Origin of the sequence: Campylobacter sp. RM15925 (assembly GCF_012978775.1) — a bacterium.
Taxonomy (GTDB): Bacteria; Campylobacterota; Campylobacteria; order Campylobacterales; family Campylobacteraceae; genus Campylobacter_A; species Campylobacter_A canis.
This window is the reverse complement of the sequence record NZ_LIWP01000006.1, coordinates 46,436-64,762: the sequence shown is the minus strand read 5'-3', so window position 1 is coordinate 64,762 and position 18,327 is coordinate 46,436. Positions and strand designations below refer to the sequence as shown.

Here is an 18,327-nt window from a genome sequence, read left to right as displayed (position 1 = left end):
CGTTTGGGGTTAATTGTTTGTAAAAATATAGTAATATTTGCGTTATATTTCAGTTCAAAAGGATAAAAATGGCAAAAGTAAATTTCAAAGGTTCGCCTGTAAATTTAAGAGGTGATGAGGTATTTGTAGGGCAAAGCGCTCCTGAAGTTACTCTTACGGGAAATGATTTAAGCGAGTTTAAAGTAGGAGGCAATAGCGGTAAAATCGAAATTTTAGTTACCGTTCCTTCCCTTGATACGGGAGTTTGCGCGACAGAAACTCGCAAATTTAACGAAAAAATGGCAGGCAAAAACGCTATAAAACTAAGCGTTATCTCGCTTGATCTTCCGTTTGCTATGGGTAGATTTTGCTCTACTGAAGGCATAGAGAATTTACGCGTTGGAAGCGACTTTAGAGCTAAGGAATTTGGCGAAAAATACGGCGTTTTGATAGATGAAGGAGCGCTTAAAGGCTTGCTTGCTCGCGCGGTTTTTGTCGTGAAAGACGGAGTTATCATTCACAAGCAAATCGTACCTGAAATAGCAGATGAGCCAAACTATGACGCTGTTTTTGATGCGATTAAGTCAAGCGGCGGTTGCGGCTGCGGTTGCGGACATTAATCCCTTTTAAGCGAAACAAATTTTGGCTTTGGGATAAAATTTCAAAGCCGAATTTCCCATCTTTGAAATTTTAAGAAATTTTAGCTACACTTCTTAAAATTTCAAAAGGCAAAATTTGCAAATTATCGACTTAAGTCCTATTTTAAGCTCCAAAACTCAAATTTATCCGGATGACGCTGCGTTTTTGATAGAGCAAATTTCAGACAGCGGATTTTGCACGGGAAATTTGTCTATGTCCCTTCATACAGGCTCTCATACCGATTTTGCCATGCATTGCGATATCAAAGGAGTAAAGAGCGAGCAAGCCTCTCTTGAGTGTTTTGTCGGCAAAGCCGTTTGTGTTGGAGTAAAAGCAAATTTAAACGAAGCTATCAAATTTAAAATACCGCCAAATCCGCAAAATGCTAAAATTTTACTTTTAAACGTGCATTGTGAGTTTAAAAATGAGCAAGATTTTTTCATAAATTCGCCGTTTTTGGACGATGATTTTTTAAATTTAGCTCAACAAAACGGCTTTAAAACCGTTGCTACAAATTTATCCACAATCGATGCTAATGGAGCAAATTTAAGGCACAAAGAGGCTTTTGAAAGAGAAATTCAGATCATCGAATGCCTAATAAATTTACAAATTTTAGAAAATAAGAGTTTCTTCTTCTCTGCCGCTCCTTTGAAGATAGCAAATGCCGATGCGGCTCCTCTTAGAGCCTACGCGATTTTAAAAAGATAAATTCGGCTTTTTGATTAAATTTTAAAAGCCACAGTTAAATTCTCTTTAGCCGTTTTATAATCATTCATTAAAATCGGCTTTTTGGTTATAATCTCGCCATGGATAAAAATAGTCAAAATTTCGGCATAGCGTTAACTCTTCTTGGCGGGATTTTCTGGGGATTTTCAGGAGCTTGCGGACAGTATCTTTTCGAGCGAAAAGGCATAAGCGCGGAGTATCTTACATCGCTTCGTTTGCTGCTTTCAGGCGTGATAATGCTTGTGATTTTATACGCAAAAAGCGGTAAATTTATATTTAGTATTTTTAAGCAAAGGCGAAATATAACCGATCTGCTTTTTTACGCTCTATTTGGTATTATGGCGTGCCAATACACTTATTTTGTTACGATCGAGCTTTCAAATGCCGCAATTGCTACTATTTTACAGTATCTTGCGCCTGTTTTGGTGTTATTTGTACTTTGTATGGAAGAAAAGAGATTTCCTTATAAAAAGGAAAGTATAAGCGTATTTTGTGCGATTTTCGGAGTGTTTTTGCTTGCCACTCATGGAAATTTTACAAGCCTCGTTATCCCGGTAAAGACGCTTATCATCGGAATAATATCGGCTTGCACTATAGTTATCTACACTCTCTTGCCTCGGCGACTGATGAGAAGCTATCCTGTTACGCTTATACTCGCGTGGGCGATGGTTATAGGCGGCATTGTTTTAAGCTTATACGCTAAGCCTTGGCAGCTTAAGGGCATAGGCGATTTTGGCGGATTTTTGGCTCTTTGCGGTGTTGTGGTTTTTGGCACTATCTTTGCCTTTAGTCTTTATATGCAAGGGGTTAAAATTTTAGGCGGCGGCAAGGCTAGCGTGATATCTGCTATCGAGCCGGTTTCTGCGGCTTTATTTGCAGCTTTTTGGCTTGGAAGCGAGTTTGTATTTATTGATATAGTCGGATTTACGTTGATAATTACAGCTATCATACTCTTACGGAAAGGCTAAATTTAGAGTTTTTGCAAGCCAAAATGACGATAGTCAAGTAGTAAATTTAAGCTTCGCTTTTACTCTTTGAGCTCCAAATTCCTGCTAAGATAGATCCAGATAAGTTATGCCATACGCTAAATAATGCGCCAGGAAGTGCGGCAAGCGAGCCAAAATACTTAACGGCAAGCGCGACGCTTAAGCCTGAATTTTGCATACCGACTTCGATAGCGACGGTTCTTGCCGTCTTTTCATCAAAGCCAAACATCTTAGATAAAAAGTATCCGCAAAATAGCCCCGAGCCGTTATGAAGGACTACGCCAAGCGCTACTAGTGCGCCTACGGTTTGGATATTTTTCACGTTTAGCGCCACTACGATAGCTATGATTGTGATGATGGCCGCCATGGATATGATAGGAAGCGCAGGAAGGATCTTTTTAACGAATTTATGAAAAAAGGTATTTAAAAGCACGCCCACGACTATCGGTACAAGCATAATTTTAACCAAATTTAAAAGCATACTCATAGCAGGTACCGGGACTTCTTGTCCGATGTAAAGCCACGTTAAAAACGGCATTAATACTATTGAAAGCAGAGTGGAAAATAGCGTCATACTCACACTTAGTGCCACATCGCCCTTGGCTAAGTAGGTCATCACGTTTGAGGCCGTTCCTCCCGCACTGGTGCCTACTAGCATCATTCCCGCAGTTATTTCGTTGCTAAATCCAAACGCTTTTGAGATCAAAAAAGCAGCAAGCGGCATGATGAGAAATTGGATAAAAATTCCAAGTCCCAGAGCTTTTTTCTTGTGCAAAATTTGTTTAAAATCATCAATGCTAAGCGTGATACCCATGCCAAGCATGATAACAACAAGAAGTGGAACGATGTAGCCTTTGATAGCTACAAAACCAGTCGGAAACGTGTAAGCGATAAATGATAAAACTATCGCTGCTATAGGAAAAAGTAGTGCTTTCATGAGTTGATTGTATCTAAAAATTATGGTTTTTTATCAAAATCAAGTATTTTTGAACGAAAATTTATGAAAACTGTTAAATTTCTACAAGGTTGTTACTAAAATACTGAAAAATTTATAGTGTTTTTCAAAGTTCAGTCTTAAAAAAGTGTGGGCTGAAACGCTTTAACTATAAAGCTTTTTCGAGTTAGCTCACATTCACCCAAATTTATAATCGCCTCAAGGTGTGCCTTTGTGCCGTAACCCTTGTGAGAGGCGTATCCATAATCAGGATAAATTTTGCTCCATGCGCCCATTAGCTCATCTCTGCTTACTTTGGCTAAGATACTTGCCGCGCTTACTTCGGCGATTTTACCATCAGCCTTTATCATCGTTTTAATGCCGGTGCCGTAGTTTGCGTTGCCGTCGTAAAGTAGCTCGTAGTTTGCAAAATGACTTTTAAAAAGATTTAAAGCCCGCCTTAAGCACTCGCTAAGCCCAAATTCATCTATTTGGCGATTTGAAAAATATGCGATTAAAAATTGCGAATTTAAGGCTATCTCATGAAAAAGCTCTTTGCGTCTTTTTGCGCTTAGTTTTTTAGAGTCGTTAAGCCCTGAAATTTCGCTATTTAGCACGCAAGCAGCTACGACTAAAGGACCCGCAAGCGCTCCTCTGCCGGCCTCGTCAATACCGCAAATTTTATTCATCTTACTCATTAAAAAGCCCGAAACTATCCTTCATAAAAGGCCTTATCTCCTCAATTGAGATAATTTTATTTGAGCTTTCAAAAGTAATTCCTACAGGAGAAAGCATAAAATTTTCATCCATTTTTATCTCTTTGCTTTCAAAAATAGCTTTTAAATTTTCATCATCTAAGTTTATAAAAACATCTTGAGCCGAGATATTTTTGCCTGTTTTTAAAAATTTTGAGTTGCAAATTTTGCCTTCTTTACCGAGATTTCTACAAGTGGTTTTAAAAATTTTGTTGATAAACTCGAGCGTTAAAATGTCGTTTTTAAATAAATTTTGCTCACTATCTTTAAATTCTTGTTTAAAATTTTCTAGTTTTTCTTTTAGATTGTTTTTATTTTTTGTAACAAAATCGGCTGAGAAAAAATCACTAACTATCCCCTCAAACCTTGTGTTTTGGCTATTTGTTATCTGCAACCCAAGAGCTAAAATTTCATAGCTTAACTCCTTAGTTATAGTGGCTTTATGTGCTTTGCCTTTTATGGCTAGCTTGCCGCTTAATTTGCCATCTTCATCAAATTTTACATCTAAATTTAGCCAGTCGGAGAGCGCGTTTAAAGCGGTTATATTATCATCAGTTTTTTCTATCTTGCCTTTTGAAAACTCAAATTTTTCTCCTTTAAAAAAGAGATGTCCGTAAATTTTAGCAGGGAGTTCAAAGCCTTTTTCGCCTTTAAAATTTTCAAATTCGCTATCAAACGAGTTTAGATAAAGCTCAAATTTTTCCTCATCCGCCGTTCCCGTAAATTTATAAAATTTACCCCAATTTTCATGATTTATCTCGTATCCAAAGCTAAGCAAAACAGCAACAAAAAACGTCAAAATTACTCTCATATACTCTCCTAAATTCTAGTTAAAAACTAAGCGCCCAACGCGAAAAAGGCAGAATTTCACACTTGATGCCTTCTATACTAAGATCTGCTTGATTTGCCACACTGATAACTTGAAGTTTATTTACTCCAAGAGCTTTCAAGCTTGCATGCAGTTTTTTGAATTTCAGAAATATCAGATCACTATCGCTAAACGGTATGCAAAGTATGGCAAGTTTCCTTTTAGAAAGGAAAAAATCAAAATCTTTAGTATAAAAAATTTCCTCTTTGAATTTAAAAAGTTCGCAAAAGACCATATTTGAAAAAAGCTTTGCAAAATCTTTCTTTAAACTCAGCGCATTTCTCATTGCAAAATCACTAAAGTAAAGTTTTTTTGCCGCAGTCGGTTGGTCAAATTTGGCTATGAGGTTTATAAAACCCCTATTTTCCAGATCCACAAGTCCTGCATAAACGCGATCTTTTGATATTTTAGAGCGTGTTTTTAGATTTTTATATAGCTCATAAGCGCTTAAATTCACTCCTTGAAAAGCAGCGCACTCTTTTAGCAAATTTATCTCTACTTCACCAAGCTTGCTTTTAAGCCTGCTTTGGAGATTTTCTATAACTTCGTTTTGATCAAGAAAGACTGAATTTAGGTTATTGCCGTGAGTTACGAAATGGCTAAACAGCTGATCTTGATCTAAATTTTTAGGAAAAAATGCGATAAATTCTTCATAATCCAGACCGCTTAAATTTAGCTTTTTAAATCCGCTTAAATTTATGTTTTTTAGTTCGGTTGTTATGATTATGTTTTGTAAGTTCAAATTTGAAATTTTATCCATCGCCACGATATGCTCCGGTAAGGTTATACCTTCGATTACAAGGGCTTTTATCGTCTTATTGTCTTTCAAGAATGTCTCTAAATCATCTAAAATTTTGGCCTCGCTTATCCTTATATCCTGCAAGTTTATATATAAAATTTCTTCGTTTTTAAACTGCTTTAGATGATCGATTGCAAGTGAAGTTTTACCGCTTCCATCTCCTCCTGTGATGAGAGTTTTGCTAGATGAGATGCTAAATTTTCTATCTATAAATTTGATGGATTTTAAAGAGGTGTTGTAAAGCGATAGCAGTTCTTTCAAATTTAGCCTTTTAAAATTTGAAAGAATTATAACATTTTTCCTTTTAATAAGGAAAAATCTAAAATAAAATATCAAATTTTGAAAATTTTGAATAAAAATAGCAGTGTTGTATTAAAATCTTTCCTTATGAAAAGGAAATAAATTTTACAAATTCTTACTAAAACAGCTTGAAACATTGACTTTAAAAGCTCATTTTAGTAAAATCTCAGTCTTTTATGTAAGCCATAAAAGGTCGTATGTTTGCGACAAGTTCTATTTTAAAGGAAATCAAATGGAAAGAATCAGGCTTAAGCTCAAAGCTTATGACCATAGAGTTCTAGACCGCACAGTTGCAGCAATCGTAGAAGCTGTCAAAAGAACTGGTGCTGACGTAAGAGGTCCAGTGCCAATGCCTACTAAAATCAAACGCTACACAGTCTTAAAATCACCACACGTCAACAAAGACTCACGCGAGCAGTTTGAGATGAGAATTCATGCACGTATGCTTGACATCGTAGCAGCTACACCTGACACAGTCGATTCGCTTACAAAACTTGACTTGGCTCCTGAAGTTAATGTCGAAGTTCGTGCGATGGGCAAGTAATCAGGCGAAAGGTTAGATAATGGAATATATCGTAGAAAAAATAGGCATGAGTAGGACGATTTCGGTTCCTAGTACGCCGGTTACGCTTCTAAAACTTGTAGAAACTAAAGTTTGCGAAGTGGGTGAAAATAACCGCGCAATCGTTGCTTATGCAAAAGGCAAAGCGAAGAATAAAGCTATAGCAGGCCAACAAAAGAAATATAATCTTTCGGCTGAATATAATAAATTTGCTACTTTAACAGTTGCAAATAGCGAAGCAGGCGATCTTGACGTAAGTCCGTTAAGTTCAGCGGCAATCATAAAAGTTAGCTTTGATTCAAAGGGTAGAGGTTATCAAGGCGTTGTTAAAAGACACGGATTTGGTGGCGGACCTAAAAGTCACGGTTCACGTTTCCACAGACGCCACGGATCAATCGGTAACTGCGAATGGCCGGGACGTGTTCAACCTGGTATGAAAATGGCAGGACATATGGGCGATGTGAAAGTAACTGTTAAAAACGAAGTTGTAAGTTTTGACAGCGAAAATGGAATTTTAGTTTTAAAAGGCTCAGTTCCTGGACACAACGGTGCAATGGGTAGAGTAAGGATAGTAAAATGAGTAAAGTTTGCGTATTAAACGAGAAATTTGAAAAGGCTGGAGATTTGGATCTTCCTGCAAACTATGCAGAAGTAAATCCACACAACCTTTATCTATATGTTAAATCTTACCTTGCAGGTATCCGCGCAAATACGGCTCACACTAAGACTCGTGCTTTTGTAAGCGGTGGAGGTAAGAAGCCTTGGAGACAAAAAGGTCGCGGCGGCGCTCGTGCAGGTTCAACTAGAACTAACGTATGGGTTGGCGGTGCAGTATCTTTTGGTCCATTAAACAATAGAAATTATTTCCAAAAAGTTAATAAAAAACAAAAGAGATTAGCTCTTGAGTGCGCATTGGCACAAAAGGCTAACGAGGGCAAAATTTTCGCAGTTGATAGCATTAGCATTGACAGCGGAAAGACAAAAGATGCGGCAAAAATTATCAATAGCCTAAATTTAAGAGATGCGTTGATAGTTAAAGATTTACTTGATGATAACACGCTTTTGGCATTTAGAAATTTATCAAACTGCTATCTGGTAGATGCAAGCGAGATAAATGCGTATCTAGTATCGGTATTTAGTGCGGTTATCATTGAAAAAGCGGCACTTGAATCTATAACAAAAGAGGGCTAAAATGGCAGATATAACTGATATCAAAACAATTTTATATACAGAAAAAACTCTTGGCCTTCAAGAAGATGGTGTAGTAGTTATCCAAACTTCACCAAAAATGACTAAAAATAGGCTAAAAGAAATTTTAAAAGAGTATTTCGGAGTGATGCCGCTTCGCGTAAATTCACTTAGAATGGAAGGCAAAGTTAAGCGTTTTAAAGGACAAACAGGACAACGCAGTGAAGTTAAAAAATTCTACGTTAAGTTGCCTGAAGGTTCAACTCTAGAAAGCATGGAGGCGTAAGATGGCGATTAAAACATATAAACCATATACACCGAGCCGTAGATTTATGACGGGTCTTAGCAGTGAAGATATCACGGCTAAACCAAGTGTTAGAAGCCTACTTGTAAAACTACCTGCAACAGGCGGTAGAAACAATAACGGTCGTATCACATCAAGACATAAACAAGCCGGCGCTAAAAAACTATATAGAATCATAGACTTTAAAAGACGCAAATTTGGCATCGAAGGCAAAGTTGAAGCGATCGAATATGATCCAAACAGAAACTGCCGTATAGCGCTTATCGCTTATAAAGACGGTGAGAAACGCTATATCATCAGACCAAACGGTCTAAATGTAGGTGACGTAGTTGCAGCTGCCGAGAGCGGTCTTGATATAAAACCCGGCAACGCTATGAAACTAAGAAATATCCCTGTGGGAACGATCGTTCATAATATCGAGCTTAAGCCTGGTAAAGGCGGACAGATAGCAAGATCTGCCGGCGGATATGCTCAGCTAATGGGTAAAGAGGAAAAATATGTCATCTTAAGACTTCCAAGTGGTGAGATGAGACAAATTTTAGCAGAGTGTATGGCAAGCGTCGGCGTTATCGGTAACGAAGATTGGGCTAACGTAACTATCGGTAAAGCAGGTAGAAATCGTCATAGAGGAATTCGCCCTCAAACTCGCGGTTCTGCGATGAACCCTGTTGATCACCCGCACGGTGGTGGTGAAGGCAAGAAAAATTCAGGTCGTCATCCGGTAACTCCATGGGGTAAACCGACAAAAGGTGCTAAGACTCGCCGCAAAAAAGCTAGCGACAAGCTAATTATCTCAAGAAGGAAAGGAAAATAGAGATGGCTAGATCACTCAAAAAAGGTCCTTTCGTAGACGGACATGTAATGAAAAAAGTTGTTGCTGCTAAGAAAGCAAACGACAACAAGCCGATCAAAACATGGTCAAGACGCAGTACGATTGTACCTGAAATGATTGGACTTACATTTAATGTCCATAACGGTAAAAGCTTTATCCCTGTGTATGTAACTGAAAACCACATCGGATATAAACTTGGCGAATTTGCTCCAACTAGAACGTTTAAGGGTCATAAAGGCTCTGTTCAGAAAAAAATTGGCAAATAAGGGGAGATAAATGAGTAAAGCTATTATTAAATTTATTAGACTATCTCCTACTAAAGCAAGACTTATAGCAAGAGAGGTTCAGGGTATGAATGCCGAACTAGCACTTGCAAGCCTAAGCTTTATGCCAAACAAGGGAGCTAAATTTATAGCAAACGCGATCAGTTCTGCCGTTGCAAACGGTGGTTTTGAACCTGAGGAAGTTATCGTTAGCTCTTGTAGAGTTGACGCAGGTCCCGTACTTAAGAGATTTAGACCAAGAGCAAGAGGAAGTGCAAGCAGAATTCGCAAGCCAACTGCCCACATTTTGGTAGAAGTATCTAAACCTGAAAAGAAGGAAGCATAATATGGGACAAAAAGTAAATCCGATCGGTTTAAGACTAGGAATTAACCGTAACTGGGAGTCAAGATGGTTTCCTGCTAAAGGAAATTTGGTAGAAAATATCGGTGAAGACTATAAAATTCGTGCGTTTTTAAAGAAAAAACTATATTATGCTGGGGTTTCTCAAATTCTTATCGAAAGAACGGCTAAGAAGATCAGAGTAACCGTTGTAGCTGCTCGCCCGGGCATAATAATAGGCAAAAAAGGCTCTGATGTAGAAAAGCTTAAAGAGGATATCCAAAAGCTGATCAACAAAGAGGTTAACGTAAATATTAAAGAAGAGAGAAAAGCTCAAGCTTCTGCTCAACTTGCCGCCGAAAACGTTGCAATGCAGCTTGAAAAACGTGTCGCATTTAGACGCGCTATGAAAAAGGTAATCCAAGGCGCTCAAAAATCAGGCGCTAAGGGTATTAAAATTTCAGTTGCAGGTCGTTTGGGTGGTGCCGAGATGGCAAGAACCGAATGGTATCTAGAGGGTCGCGTGCCGCTTCATACGCTAAGAGCAAAGATTGATTACGGTTTTGCAGAGGCGCATACAACTTATGGAAACATAGGTATAAAAGTGTGGATATTTAAAGGCGAAGTTCTTCAAAAAGGTGTTCAAACTGAAAAAACCGAAGAGAACGAAGCTCCAAAAAAACCACGCAGAGCAAGAAGAGGTAAATAATCATGTTGATGCCAAAAAGAACGAAATTTCGTAAACAGATGAAAGGTCGTAACCGCGGTAAAGCTACTCGCGGAACAGATCTTGCGATGGGAGAATTCGGTATAAAGGCTATTGAGGCCGGAAGAATAAATTCTCGCCAAATCGAAGCGGCTCGTGTTGCTTTGACTCGTCATGTTAAAAGACAAGCGAAAACTTGGATTAGGGTTTTCCCTGATAAGCCACTAACTAAAAAACCTCTACAAACTCGTATGGGTAAAGGTAAAGCAGGTGTTGAAGAGTGGGTTATGAACATTAAACCTGGCAGAATCATTTATGAGATGGCTGGAGTTAATGAAGAGTTAGCACGTGAGGCACTTACGCTTGCTATGCATAAGTTGCCGTTTAAAACTAAAATTGTAACGCGAGAGAGTGAAAATGAAATATACTGAGTTAAAAGAAAAAAGCGTTGCAGAATTAAACGCGTTATTGAAAGAGAAAAAGGTGCTTTTATTTACATTAAGACAAAAGCTAAAAACTATGCAGCTAAGCAACCCTAACGAGATTCGTGCAGTTAAAAAAGAGATTGCACAAATCAATACTGCAATTAGCGCTTCAAAGTAAGGGGTGAGAAATGGCATTTAAAAGAGAAATTCAAGGTGTAGTTTTGCAAAAGGCCGGTGACAAAACGGCTACTATTTTGGTAGAAAGACGTGTTATGCACCCAAGATATCATAAATTTGTAAAACGTTTTAAGAAATATATGATTCATGATGAAAAAAATGAGACAAAAGCCGGAGATACCGTTATAGCAGTTGAGTGTAGACCGCTTTCTGCACGCAAAAGCTTTCGCTTAAAAGCTGTATTGGCAAAGGGAGTTGAGTAATGATACAATCTTTTACAAGACTTGCAGTAGCTGATAATAGCGGTGCAAAAGAGTTAATGTGTATAAAAGTATTAGGCGGTAGCAAAAGAAGATATGCAACGCTTGGCGATGTTATCGTGTGCTCTGTTAAAAAGGCGCTTCCAAACGGCAAAATTAAAAAAGGTCAAGTCGTAAAAGCCGTAGTCGTAAGAACTAAAAAAGAGGTTCAAAGAGAAAACGGCTCGCTTATTAGATTTGACGAAAATGCAGCTGTAATACTTGATAACAAAAGAGAGCCTATCGGAACTCGTATCTTCGGACCGGTCGGTCGTGAAGTCAGATATGCAAACTTCATGAAAATTGTTTCGCTTGCTCCGGAGGTTTTATAATGGCTAATATTAAATTTAAGATTAAAAAAGGCGATACCGTAAAGATTATTGCCGGTGATGATAAAGGTAAAACAGGAAAAGTTTTATCTGTATTAGCAAAAAAAGGACAAGTTATCGTTGAGGGTTGCAAAGTAGCCAAAAAGGCTATCAAGCCAAGTGAAAAGACTCCAAACGGTGGCTTTATAAATAAAGAGATGCCAATTGATATTTCAAATGTGGCGAAGGTTGAGGCTTAATTATGAGTAGATTAAAAGTTAAATATAATGAAGTTGTTAAACCGGCTTTAGCAAAAGAATTTGATATCAAAAACCCTATGCTTATACCTGCAATTGAAAAAATTGTAATTAGCGTAGGTGCCGGCGAAGGTGCAAAAGATCAAAAGCTTCTTCAAAATATGGCAGATACCATCTCGCTTATAGCAGGACAAAAAGCTGTTGTAACCGATGCTAAAAAATCAGTTGCAGGCTTTAAAGTTCGCGAAGGCTTTCCTGTGGGTATCAAAGTAACTCTTAGAAAAGAGCAGATGTATGCGTTTTTAGATAAGCTTATAAGCGTTGCTCTTCCGAGAGTTAAGGACTTTAGAGGCTTACCGAGAGATGGTTTTGACGGAAGAGGAAATTTTAACTTTGGTCTTGATGAGCAGCTAATGTTTCCTGAGGTTGAGTATGATAAGATTATGCGCACTCACGGTATGAATATCGTAATTGTTACGACAACAGATAGCGACAAAGAGGCATTCAAATTGCTTGAGCTTTTTGGTTTGCCGTTTGCAAAAGGAAAGTAATATGGCAAAAAAATCAATGATAGCAAAGGCAGCTCGCACTCCTAAATTTAAGGTTCGCGGTTATACAAGATGCCAAATTTGCGGACGCCCGCACTCTGTTTATAAAGATTTTGGAATTTGCCGAGTATGCCTAAGAAAAATGGCTAACGAAGGACTAATCCCTGGTCTTAAAAAAGCAAGCTGGTAAGGAAGAAAAATGTTGAATGATTTAATATCAGATGGACTAACACGCATCAGAAACGCCTCTATGAGAAAGCTTGAGACTACGAAGCTACTTCACTCAAACGTTGTTGAAGCTACTTTGGCGATCTTGGCCGCAAAAGGCTACATAGAAAGCTACAATGTAGTTGAAGAGGATAAAAAGAAATTTATAAACGTTGTTTTAAAGTATGATGAGCGTGGAAATAGCGTTATAAACGAACTTAAAAGAGTTTCAAAGCCTGGTCGCCGCGTCTATAAAGGCAAAGACGAGATTAAAAGATTTAAAAACGGTTATGGAACAATTATCGTTAGCACCAGCAAAGGCGTTTTGAGCAACGAAGACGCTCATAAAGCGGGTGTTGGCGGCGAAATTCTTTGTACTGTGTGGTAATGAATATAAACGATGTCAAAACATCGTTTATAACACTTTGTAATGGAGTTTATATAATAGGCTAAGTTTATTGCCTACTTTGCAAAACTCCAAAATTTAGCTTTAAATTTGCTAAATTTACGATATAAATCTCAAATTTGAGATAGCAAAGAATTCAAATAGGTTTAAAAGAGTTTCGATTCTTTTAATAGTCCGAATTTAAAATTTGGACGAGGTGGAATTTAGTTTCTGCTTTTTATGGTATTGTGGTATCCATTCGTATAAAGTAGACATACCCTAGACAAGTAAAAAGGAAAAAAATGTCACGTATAGGTAAGCAGCCGATAGCTATTCCAAGCGGATTAGATGTCAGCGTAGAAGGAAATTTGCTTAAATTTAAAAAAGGCAATAATACAAAAGAACTTGACACAAAAGGTCATGTTGATGTTAAGGTAGAAAACGACTCAATAGTATTTTCTCCTAAAGGCGAAGATAGACAAAGTAGAGCATACTGGGGCACATACAGAGCGCTAGCTAATAATATCGTTACAGGTCTTACGGACGGATTTGTTCGCAAGCTTGAAATAAACGGTGTTGGTTATAAAGCAGCCGCAAAAGGTAATGTACTTGAGCTAAGTTTAGGATTTTCTCACCCGATAAATCATGAAGTACCAAAAGGTGTCGAGATAAGCGTAGAGAAAAACGTCATCACTATAAAAGGCGATGATAAGCAAGTTGTAGGACAAATAGCAGCTCAAGTTAGAGGATATCGCCCGCCTGAGCCATACAAAGGCAAAGGTATAAAATATGCTGAAGAGCGCATTATCCGCAAAGCCGGTAAAACATCTAAGAAGTAAGGGATAGGTAATGACAGCAAATGTATTAAAAAGAAAACTCGCTCTTAGAATAAAGAGAAAGAGAAGAATTAGAGCTAAAATTTCCGGCACTGCATCAAAACCTAGAGTTTCTATTTTTAAATCAAATAGAACGCTTTATGTTCAGGCTATTGAAGATGTTACGGCAACTACTATTGCAGCGGTTGACGGAAGAAAGCTAGGCATTAAAGCCAATAAAGAAGGCGCCGTAGTTTTGGCAAAAGAATTTGCAAAAGCTCTTAAAGCAAAAGGCGTAGAAGAGGCTTTATTTGATAGAAACGGCTATTTGTATCACGGCGTTGTAGCGGCTTTTGCGGACGCTTTAAGAGAAAATGGCATTAAGCTATAACCCAAAGGAAAATCGATGGAAAAATATAATAGAGAAGAATTTGAAGAAGTAATCGTCGATATCGGTCGGGTTACAAAGGTTGTTAAAGGCGGTCGTAGATTTAGATTTACGGCTCTTATAGTAGTCGGAAATAGAAACGGACTAGTCGGTTTTGGCTTCGGTAAAGCTAAAGAAGTTCCTGATGCGATTAGAAAAGCCGTTGATGATGCGTTTAAAAACATTATCAATGTTAAGCTTAAAGGCTCGACAATTCCTCACGATATAGAGGTAAAATACAACGCAAGTAGAATTTTACTTCGTCCGGCAAGCGAAGGTACAGGTGTTATCGCAGGCGGTTCAACTCGCCCTATTCTAGAGCTTGCAGGTATCAAGGATATCTTGACAAAATCACTTGGCTCAAACAACTCTGCAAACGTTGTTCGCGCTACAATCAAAGCATTAAGTATGCTTAAAAGCTAAGGAGAGGGAATATGGGACTTGAAAAATTAACTCCGGCTGCCGGCTCAACTCGCGAAACTAAGAGATTAGGACGCGGACAAGGTAGCGGTCAAGGTAAAACTGCAGGCAAAGGACATAAAGGTCAAAGAGCTAGAAAAGGCTATAACGAAAAAAGAGGTTTTGAGGGTGGGCAACAACCGCTTCAAAGACGTCTTCCAAAAGTTGGATTTACATCCAGAGTAGTAAAGCCTTATGTAATCAACGTAGATAAGATAACAGCCGTAAAAGAGCTAAGCGAGATTACTGTGGCTAGCATAGCAACCGTTCATAAAATTTCAAGCAGCGTTTTGAAAATTAAATTGATCGGAACAGGAGCTAAAGGGCTTGTTGCAAAAATCAAAGACGAGAACGTAACCGTTAGCGGACGTGCATAATGAATAAGACATTGACCAACAAGATACTCATCACGTTGGCATTTTTATTTGCTTACAGGATACTGGCATACGTGCCGGTTCCTGGTGTTAATGTCGACGTCATTAAAGAATTTTTTGATTCAAACAGTTCTAATGCACTAGGATTATTTAATATGTTCAGCGGTAATGCTGCAGAAAGATTAAGTATCATCTCGCTTGGCATTATGCCTTACATTACATCTTCTATTATTATGGAGCTACTCGCAGCCACATTCCCAGCACTGGGAAAAATGAAAAAAGATCGCGACGGTATGCAAAAATATATGCAGATTATCCGTTATGCAACTATAGTCATTACTATCGTTCAGGCAATCGGTGTTAGTATAGGCTTGCAAGGTCTAAGCGGAAGAGGCGGCGAGCAAGCTATCATGATAGATATGAGTTTGTTTATAGCTATTTCGGCAGCTTCAATGCTGGCTGGAACGATGCTTTTGATGTGGATAGGCGAGCAAATAACTCAAAGAGGTATAGGTAACGGAATCAGTCTTATCATCTTTGCAGGTATCGTTAGCGGAATCCCTGCAGCGATCGGCGGAACTATAAATTTAGTAAATACGGGCGAGATGAATTTCTTGGTAGTTATTGGAATTTTGCTTGTTATACTCATAACCGTAGGCGTTGTTATATTTGTCGAAATGGGCGAGAGGAGAATTCCTGTCTCTTACTCAAGAAAAGTTGTTATGGAAAATCAAAATAAGCGCATAATGAACTATATACCTATTAAAGTAAATTTAAGCGGTGTTATCCCGCCTATCTTTGCTAGCGCTATATTGATGTTTCCAAGCACCATCTTTCAGGCAAGTACAAATAAATACATCCAAGCGATTAACGACTTCTTAAACCCGAACAGCTATATGTTTAACTTCTTAACCTTCTTGCTTGTCGTGTTTTTTGCATACTTTTACGCGTCAATCGTATTTAATGCAAAAGATATCAGCGAGAATTTAAAAAGACAAGGCGGATTTATACCTGGAATTAGACCGGGCGAGGGCACTGCAGGATATCTAAATGAGATTGCTTCAAGACTAACTTTTAGCGGTTCTATATATCTTGGCCTTATCTCAACCCTACCTTGGGTTTTGGTTAAATTTATGGGCGTGCCGTTTTATTTTGGCGGAACATCTGTTTTGATCGTCGTTTCGGTTGCTCTTGATACTATGAGAAGGATCGAGGCTCAAATTTATATGAACAAATACCAAACTTTAAGTGCGGTAGGTTTATAAAATGGCGATTTCGCTTAAAAAACCGGCTGAAATTGAAAAGCTTAGAGCGGCAAATCAAATTGTCGCTCGCACTCTTGATTATGTTGAAAGTATCATAAAGCCAGGAATTTCGCTTCTTGAGATTGATAAAATTTGTGAGGATATGATAATAAAAGCCGGTGCAAAGCCTGCTTTCAAAGGACTTTACGGCTTTCCTAATGCGGCTTGTATAAGTCTAAATGAAGTTGTAATCCACGGAATTCCTGATAAAACAATCCTGCAAGAAGGCGATATAGTCGGAGTTGATATAGGTACGAATTTAAACGGTTTTTTCGGTGATTCCGCTCGTACATTCGGAGTGGGTCAAATTTCAAAAGAAGATGAAGCTTTAATAGCTTGCTCTAAAGATGCACTTTATTTTGCCATTGATATCATAAGGGAGGGAATGCATTTTAAAGAGCTTAGTTATGAGCTTGAGAAATTTATCCTTGCAACAGGGTTTGTACCACTAAGAGGATTTTGCGGACACGGCATAGGCAAGCGCCCACATGAAGAGCCTGAAGTGCCAAACTACTTAGAGGGAAACAATCCAAAAGCCGGTCCAAAAATTAAAAACGGAATGGTTTTTTGCATAGAGCCAATGATTTGTCAAAAAGAAGGCACTCCTGTAGTCGGTGATGATAAGTGGAAAGTAACTAGCAAGGATGGTTTAAGAACTAGCCATTATGAACACTGCGTGGCCATTATAAACGGAAGAGCTGAAATTTTAAGCAAAGTGTAAAATTTATATCAAATTTATCGCCTAAGTTTTTGCAGTTTACAAATTTGATTTGTGAATTGCAAAATTTTAATTTGTGGTGAGTTAAAATTTAAAGTTATTCACGTTGCAATCTTGCAACCGAATAAAAATAAAATTTATGAAAGGAGGAAAATAGTGGCAAAAGACGACGTCATAGAGATTGACGGTAACGTTATAGAGGCTCTGCCTAATGCAACTTTTAAAGTTGAACTTGATAATAAGCATGTCATTTTGTGCCATATCGCAGGCAAGATGAGAATGCATTATATCAAGATAATGCCCGGAGACAGGGTAAAGGTAGAACTCACACCGTATAGTCTTGACAAGGGCAGGATAATTTATCGCCATAAGTAAAATAAAAGCTAAATTTGGCTAAAATCAGCCCTTTGCAACAAATGCTGTATGAAGAATTGTTTTCAAAGCCTACCACTTGTTTTGAAAATAGTTGGTTTAACAATTTCTTTAAACCTGATGCAGCCCTAAAAAAGTGGAATAAATTTTTAGGAGACTAAGATGAAAGTTCGTCCTTCTGTAAAGAAGATGTGTGACAAATGTAAAGTTGTCAAACGTAAAGGCATAGTTCACGTAATTTGTGAAAATCCAAAACATAAACAAAGACAAGGATAAAAGAATGGCTCGTATTGCAGGTGTAGATTTACCGAAAAAAAAGAGAATTGAGTATGGTCTAACTTACATTTATGGTATCGGCCTTCATAAATCAAGAGAGATTCTTACGGCTACGGGAATTTCTTATGATAAGAGAGTTCATGAGCTAACTGAAGATGAGGCTGCTGCTATTCGTAAAGAGATCCAAGAGAAGCATGTGGTTGAAGGTGATCTTAGAAAGAGCGTTGCTATGGATATAAAAGCTCTTATGGATCTTGGAAGCTATAGAGGTCTTCGCCATAGAAAGGGTCTTCCGGTGCGCGGTCAAAAGACTAAAACAAACGCTAGAACCAGAAAAGGTAAGCGTAAAACTGTTGGCTCTGCAACAAAATAAGGATAGATGATGGCAAAAAGAAAGATAACTAAAAAGAAAGTAGTAAGAAAAAGTATTGCCAAAGGCGTTGTTTATATCAGTGCGACTTTTAACAACACTATGGTTACGGTTACCGATGAAATGGGTAATGCTATAGCTTGGAGCAGTGCAGGCGCGCTTGGCTTTAAAGGTAGTAAAAAATCAACTCCATATGCAGCTCAGCAAGCGGTAGAAGATGCTATGAATAAAGCTAAAGAGCATGGAATTAAAGAGGTGGGCATAAAAGTTCAAGGTCCTGGAAGCGGTAGAGAAACAGCCGTGAAAAGCGTAGGTGCAATCGAAGGCATTAAAGTTGTATTCCTTAAAGATATAACTCCGCTTGCTCACAATGGTTGCAGACCACCAAAACGCCGCCGCGTGTAATTAGAAATTTAGGAGAATTA

The 18,327-nt window shown here is 38.2% G+C and carries 33 protein-coding genes; 29 read left to right on the top strand and 4 right to left on the bottom strand.

What is annotated here, in order from left to right:
* The first annotated feature begins 68 nt into the window (after positions 1–68).
* The 3 genes from tpx to CDOM15925_RS05160 all read left to right on the top strand — a co-directional run bounded on the left by tpx (position 69) and on the right by CDOM15925_RS05160 (position 2,312).
* On the top strand, positions 69–599 hold the full coding sequence (gene tpx / locus CDOM15925_RS05170) for a thiol peroxidase (RefSeq protein ID WP_169941780.1): 531 nt from the start codon (positions 69–71) through the stop codon (positions 597–599).
* A 115-nt stretch (positions 600–714) separates the two neighbouring features.
* The gene (locus CDOM15925_RS05165; protein WP_169941778.1) at positions 715–1,326 is read left to right on the top strand and encodes a cyclase family protein; all 612 of its coding nucleotides are present in this window, start codon (positions 715–717) and stop codon (positions 1,324–1,326) included.
* Between the two features lie 98 nt (positions 1,327–1,424).
* Positions 1,425–2,312: an EamA family transporter gene (locus tag CDOM15925_RS05160; protein ID WP_169941776.1), complete on the top strand. Its 888-nt coding sequence runs from the start codon at positions 1,425–1,427 to the stop codon at positions 2,310–2,312.
* 46 nt (positions 2,313–2,358) lie between these two features.
* Here CDOM15925_RS05160 and CDOM15925_RS05155 read toward each other — a convergent pair whose 3' ends face one another.
* From CDOM15925_RS05155 to CDOM15925_RS05140, 4 genes are all read right to left on the bottom strand, one after another.
* Entirely contained in the window at positions 2,359–3,267 is a 909-nt protein-coding gene (locus CDOM15925_RS05155; protein WP_169941774.1) for a bile acid:sodium symporter family protein, read from the bottom strand.
* 137 nt (positions 3,268–3,404) lie between these two features.
* Entirely contained in the window at positions 3,405–3,953 is a 549-nt protein-coding gene (gene rnhB / locus CDOM15925_RS05150; protein WP_169941879.1) for a ribonuclease HII, read from the bottom strand.
* Between the two features lies 1 nt (position 3,954).
* Complete coding sequence (locus tag CDOM15925_RS05145; RefSeq protein WP_169941772.1) at positions 3,955–4,830, bottom strand: hypothetical protein; 876 nt, start codon at positions 4,828–4,830, stop codon at positions 3,955–3,957.
* A 19-nt stretch (positions 4,831–4,849) separates the two neighbouring features.
* The gene (locus tag CDOM15925_RS05140; RefSeq protein ID WP_169941770.1) at positions 4,850–5,947 is read right to left on the bottom strand and encodes an ATP-binding protein; all 1,098 of its coding nucleotides are present in this window, start codon (positions 5,945–5,947) and stop codon (positions 4,850–4,852) included.
* Between the two features lie 271 nt (positions 5,948–6,218).
* Between CDOM15925_RS05140 and rpsJ the strand changes: the two genes are divergently transcribed.
* The 26 genes from rpsJ to rpsK all read left to right on the top strand — a co-directional run bounded on the left by rpsJ (position 6,219) and on the right by rpsK (position 18,307).
* Complete coding sequence (gene rpsJ / locus CDOM15925_RS05135; RefSeq protein ID WP_002847957.1) at positions 6,219–6,530, top strand: 30S ribosomal protein S10; 312 nt, start codon at positions 6,219–6,221, stop codon at positions 6,528–6,530.
* Between the two features lie 19 nt (positions 6,531–6,549).
* Positions 6,550–7,128 carry a 50S ribosomal protein L3 gene (rplC, locus tag CDOM15925_RS05130; protein ID WP_169941768.1) on the top strand — a complete coding sequence of 193 codons (579 nt, stop codon included), beginning with the start codon at positions 6,550–6,552 and terminating at the stop codon, positions 7,126–7,128.
* On the top strand, positions 7,125–7,739 hold the full coding sequence (gene rplD, locus CDOM15925_RS05125; RefSeq protein WP_169941766.1) for a 50S ribosomal protein L4: 615 nt from the start codon (positions 7,125–7,127) through the stop codon (positions 7,737–7,739). The genes rplC and rplD overlap by 4 nt, the downstream gene beginning before the upstream one ends.
* Position 7,740: 1 nt before the next feature.
* On the top strand, positions 7,741–8,022 hold the full coding sequence (locus CDOM15925_RS05120; RefSeq protein WP_169941764.1) for a 50S ribosomal protein L23: 282 nt from the start codon (positions 7,741–7,743) through the stop codon (positions 8,020–8,022).
* A 1-nt stretch (position 8,023) separates the two neighbouring features.
* The gene (rplB, locus tag CDOM15925_RS05115) at positions 8,024–8,854 is read left to right on the top strand and encodes a 50S ribosomal protein L2 (RefSeq protein WP_169941762.1); all 831 of its coding nucleotides are present in this window, start codon (positions 8,024–8,026) and stop codon (positions 8,852–8,854) included.
* A 2-nt stretch (positions 8,855–8,856) separates the two neighbouring features.
* Positions 8,857–9,138: a 30S ribosomal protein S19 gene (rpsS, locus tag CDOM15925_RS05110; RefSeq protein WP_169941760.1), complete on the top strand. Its 282-nt coding sequence runs from the start codon at positions 8,857–8,859 to the stop codon at positions 9,136–9,138.
* 10 nt (positions 9,139–9,148) lie between these two features.
* Entirely contained in the window at positions 9,149–9,481 is a 333-nt protein-coding gene (gene rplV, locus CDOM15925_RS05105) for a 50S ribosomal protein L22 (RefSeq protein WP_169941758.1), read from the top strand.
* Position 9,482: 1 nt separating this feature from the next.
* Positions 9,483–10,184: a 30S ribosomal protein S3 gene (rpsC, locus tag CDOM15925_RS05100; RefSeq protein ID WP_169941756.1), complete on the top strand. Its 702-nt coding sequence runs from the start codon at positions 9,483–9,485 to the stop codon at positions 10,182–10,184.
* Between the two features lie 2 nt (positions 10,185–10,186).
* Positions 10,187–10,612, top strand: coding sequence for a 50S ribosomal protein L16 (gene rplP, locus CDOM15925_RS05095; protein ID WP_169941754.1), 426 nt, complete (start codon positions 10,187–10,189; stop codon positions 10,610–10,612).
* Positions 10,599–10,784 (top strand): 50S ribosomal protein L29, encoded by a 186-nt coding sequence (gene rpmC / locus CDOM15925_RS05090; protein WP_169941752.1) that lies wholly within the window; start codon positions 10,599–10,601, stop codon positions 10,782–10,784. Before rplP ends, rpmC begins: the two co-directional genes overlap by 14 nt.
* 10 nt (positions 10,785–10,794) lie before the next feature.
* Complete coding sequence (rpsQ, locus tag CDOM15925_RS05085; protein WP_169941750.1) at positions 10,795–11,046, top strand: 30S ribosomal protein S17; 252 nt, start codon at positions 10,795–10,797, stop codon at positions 11,044–11,046.
* The gene (gene rplN / locus CDOM15925_RS05080; protein WP_169941748.1) at positions 11,046–11,414 is read left to right on the top strand and encodes a 50S ribosomal protein L14; all 369 of its coding nucleotides are present in this window, start codon (positions 11,046–11,048) and stop codon (positions 11,412–11,414) included. The genes rpsQ and rplN overlap by 1 nt, the downstream gene beginning before the upstream one ends.
* The gene (rplX, locus tag CDOM15925_RS05075) at positions 11,414–11,650 is read left to right on the top strand and encodes a 50S ribosomal protein L24 (RefSeq protein WP_169941746.1); all 237 of its coding nucleotides are present in this window, start codon (positions 11,414–11,416) and stop codon (positions 11,648–11,650) included. Before rplN ends, rplX begins: the two co-directional genes overlap by 1 nt.
* 2 nt (positions 11,651–11,652) lie before the next feature.
* Positions 11,653–12,198: a 50S ribosomal protein L5 gene (gene rplE, locus CDOM15925_RS05070; protein ID WP_169941744.1), complete on the top strand. Its 546-nt coding sequence runs from the start codon at positions 11,653–11,655 to the stop codon at positions 12,196–12,198.
* A 1-nt stretch (position 12,199) separates the two neighbouring features.
* Positions 12,200–12,385: a type Z 30S ribosomal protein S14 gene (locus CDOM15925_RS05065; protein ID WP_169941742.1), complete on the top strand. Its 186-nt coding sequence runs from the start codon at positions 12,200–12,202 to the stop codon at positions 12,383–12,385.
* 9 nt (positions 12,386–12,394) lie between these two features.
* On the top strand, positions 12,395–12,790 hold the full coding sequence (rpsH, locus tag CDOM15925_RS05060; RefSeq protein ID WP_169941740.1) for a 30S ribosomal protein S8: 396 nt from the start codon (positions 12,395–12,397) through the stop codon (positions 12,788–12,790).
* A 299-nt stretch (positions 12,791–13,089) separates the two neighbouring features.
* Entirely contained in the window at positions 13,090–13,626 is a 537-nt protein-coding gene (gene rplF, locus CDOM15925_RS05055) for a 50S ribosomal protein L6 (protein WP_169941738.1), read from the top strand.
* Positions 13,627–13,636: 10 nt separating this feature from the next.
* Positions 13,637–13,993, top strand: a complete 357-nt coding sequence (rplR, locus tag CDOM15925_RS05050) for a 50S ribosomal protein L18 (RefSeq protein ID WP_169941736.1) — start codon at positions 13,637–13,639, stop codon at positions 13,991–13,993.
* Between the two features lie 15 nt (positions 13,994–14,008).
* Entirely contained in the window at positions 14,009–14,452 is a 444-nt protein-coding gene (gene rpsE / locus CDOM15925_RS05045; RefSeq protein ID WP_169941734.1) for a 30S ribosomal protein S5, read from the top strand.
* Positions 14,453–14,463: 11 nt separating this feature from the next.
* The gene (gene rplO, locus CDOM15925_RS05040) at positions 14,464–14,865 is read left to right on the top strand and encodes a 50S ribosomal protein L15 (protein WP_169941732.1); all 402 of its coding nucleotides are present in this window, start codon (positions 14,464–14,466) and stop codon (positions 14,863–14,865) included.
* Complete coding sequence (gene secY, locus CDOM15925_RS05035; RefSeq protein ID WP_169941730.1) at positions 14,865–16,127, top strand: preprotein translocase subunit SecY; 1,263 nt, start codon at positions 14,865–14,867, stop codon at positions 16,125–16,127. The genes rplO and secY overlap by 1 nt, the downstream gene beginning before the upstream one ends.
* A gap of 1 nt (position 16,128) precedes the next feature.
* Positions 16,129–16,887 carry a type I methionyl aminopeptidase gene (gene map, locus CDOM15925_RS05030; RefSeq protein ID WP_169941728.1) on the top strand — a complete coding sequence of 253 codons (759 nt, stop codon included), beginning with the start codon at positions 16,129–16,131 and terminating at the stop codon, positions 16,885–16,887.
* 153 nt (positions 16,888–17,040) lie between these two features.
* Positions 17,041–17,259 carry a translation initiation factor IF-1 gene (gene infA / locus CDOM15925_RS05025; protein WP_002943098.1) on the top strand — a complete coding sequence of 73 codons (219 nt, stop codon included), beginning with the start codon at positions 17,041–17,043 and terminating at the stop codon, positions 17,257–17,259.
* A gap of 159 nt (positions 17,260–17,418) precedes the next feature.
* Positions 17,419–17,532, top strand: a complete 114-nt coding sequence (gene rpmJ / locus CDOM15925_RS05020) for a 50S ribosomal protein L36 (protein WP_169941726.1) — start codon at positions 17,419–17,421, stop codon at positions 17,530–17,532.
* A gap of 4 nt (positions 17,533–17,536) precedes the next feature.
* Positions 17,537–17,905: a 30S ribosomal protein S13 gene (rpsM, locus tag CDOM15925_RS05015; protein WP_169941724.1), complete on the top strand. Its 369-nt coding sequence runs from the start codon at positions 17,537–17,539 to the stop codon at positions 17,903–17,905.
* 9 nt (positions 17,906–17,914) lie between these two features.
* Complete coding sequence (rpsK, locus tag CDOM15925_RS05010; protein WP_169941722.1) at positions 17,915–18,307, top strand: 30S ribosomal protein S11; 393 nt, start codon at positions 17,915–17,917, stop codon at positions 18,305–18,307.
* Positions 18,308–18,327: the final 20 nt, after the last annotated feature.

What these genes read in the sequence shown, in the direction of transcription:
- tpx (WP_169941780.1), top strand. Translation starts at nt 69, where the DNA reads ATGGCAAAAGTAAATTTCAAAGGTTCGCCTGTAAATTTAAGAGGTGAT.
- CDOM15925_RS05160 (WP_169941776.1), top strand. Translation starts at nt 1,425, where the DNA reads ATGGATAAAAATAGTCAAAATTTCGGCATAGCGTTAACTCTTCTTGGC.
- CDOM15925_RS05155 (WP_169941774.1), bottom strand. Translation starts at nt 3,267, where the DNA reads ATGAAAGCACTACTTTTTCCTATAGCAGCGATAGTTTTATCATTTATC.
- rnhB (WP_169941879.1), bottom strand. Translation starts at nt 3,953, where the DNA reads ATGAATAAAATTTGCGGTATTGACGAGGCCGGCAGAGGAGCGCTTGCG.
- CDOM15925_RS05145 (WP_169941772.1), bottom strand. Translation starts at nt 4,830, where the DNA reads ATGAGAGTAATTTTGACGTTTTTTGTTGCTGTTTTGCTTAGCTTTGGA.
- rpsJ (WP_002847957.1), top strand. Translation starts at nt 6,219, where the DNA reads ATGGAAAGAATCAGGCTTAAGCTCAAAGCTTATGACCATAGAGTTCTA.
- rplC (WP_169941768.1), top strand. Translation starts at nt 6,550, where the DNA reads ATGGAATATATCGTAGAAAAAATAGGCATGAGTAGGACGATTTCGGTT.
- rplD (WP_169941766.1), top strand. Translation starts at nt 7,125, where the DNA reads ATGAGTAAAGTTTGCGTATTAAACGAGAAATTTGAAAAGGCTGGAGAT.
- CDOM15925_RS05120 (WP_169941764.1), top strand. Translation starts at nt 7,741, where the DNA reads ATGGCAGATATAACTGATATCAAAACAATTTTATATACAGAAAAAACT.
- rplB (WP_169941762.1), top strand. Translation starts at nt 8,024, where the DNA reads ATGGCGATTAAAACATATAAACCATATACACCGAGCCGTAGATTTATG.
- rpsS (WP_169941760.1), top strand. Translation starts at nt 8,857, where the DNA reads ATGGCTAGATCACTCAAAAAAGGTCCTTTCGTAGACGGACATGTAATG.
- rplV (WP_169941758.1), top strand. Translation starts at nt 9,149, where the DNA reads ATGAGTAAAGCTATTATTAAATTTATTAGACTATCTCCTACTAAAGCA.
- rpsC (WP_169941756.1), top strand. Translation starts at nt 9,483, where the DNA reads ATGGGACAAAAAGTAAATCCGATCGGTTTAAGACTAGGAATTAACCGT.
- rplP (WP_169941754.1), top strand. Translation starts at nt 10,187, where the DNA reads ATGTTGATGCCAAAAAGAACGAAATTTCGTAAACAGATGAAAGGTCGT.
- rpmC (WP_169941752.1), top strand. Translation starts at nt 10,599, where the DNA reads ATGAAATATACTGAGTTAAAAGAAAAAAGCGTTGCAGAATTAAACGCG.
- rpsQ (WP_169941750.1), top strand. Translation starts at nt 10,795, where the DNA reads ATGGCATTTAAAAGAGAAATTCAAGGTGTAGTTTTGCAAAAGGCCGGT.
- rplN (WP_169941748.1), top strand. Translation starts at nt 11,046, where the DNA reads ATGATACAATCTTTTACAAGACTTGCAGTAGCTGATAATAGCGGTGCA.
- rplX (WP_169941746.1), top strand. Translation starts at nt 11,414, where the DNA reads ATGGCTAATATTAAATTTAAGATTAAAAAAGGCGATACCGTAAAGATT.
- rplE (WP_169941744.1), top strand. Translation starts at nt 11,653, where the DNA reads ATGAGTAGATTAAAAGTTAAATATAATGAAGTTGTTAAACCGGCTTTA.
- CDOM15925_RS05065 (WP_169941742.1), top strand. Translation starts at nt 12,200, where the DNA reads ATGGCAAAAAAATCAATGATAGCAAAGGCAGCTCGCACTCCTAAATTT.
- rpsH (WP_169941740.1), top strand. Translation starts at nt 12,395, where the DNA reads ATGTTGAATGATTTAATATCAGATGGACTAACACGCATCAGAAACGCC.
- rplF (WP_169941738.1), top strand. Translation starts at nt 13,090, where the DNA reads ATGTCACGTATAGGTAAGCAGCCGATAGCTATTCCAAGCGGATTAGAT.
- rplR (WP_169941736.1), top strand. Translation starts at nt 13,637, where the DNA reads ATGACAGCAAATGTATTAAAAAGAAAACTCGCTCTTAGAATAAAGAGA.
- rpsE (WP_169941734.1), top strand. Translation starts at nt 14,009, where the DNA reads ATGGAAAAATATAATAGAGAAGAATTTGAAGAAGTAATCGTCGATATC.
- rplO (WP_169941732.1), top strand. Translation starts at nt 14,464, where the DNA reads ATGGGACTTGAAAAATTAACTCCGGCTGCCGGCTCAACTCGCGAAACT.
- secY (WP_169941730.1), top strand. Translation starts at nt 14,865, where the DNA reads ATGAATAAGACATTGACCAACAAGATACTCATCACGTTGGCATTTTTA.
- map (WP_169941728.1), top strand. Translation starts at nt 16,129, where the DNA reads ATGGCGATTTCGCTTAAAAAACCGGCTGAAATTGAAAAGCTTAGAGCG.
- rpmJ (WP_169941726.1), top strand. Translation starts at nt 17,419, where the DNA reads ATGAAAGTTCGTCCTTCTGTAAAGAAGATGTGTGACAAATGTAAAGTT.
- rpsM (WP_169941724.1), top strand. Translation starts at nt 17,537, where the DNA reads ATGGCTCGTATTGCAGGTGTAGATTTACCGAAAAAAAAGAGAATTGAG.
- rpsK (WP_169941722.1), top strand. Translation starts at nt 17,915, where the DNA reads ATGGCAAAAAGAAAGATAACTAAAAAGAAAGTAGTAAGAAAAAGTATT.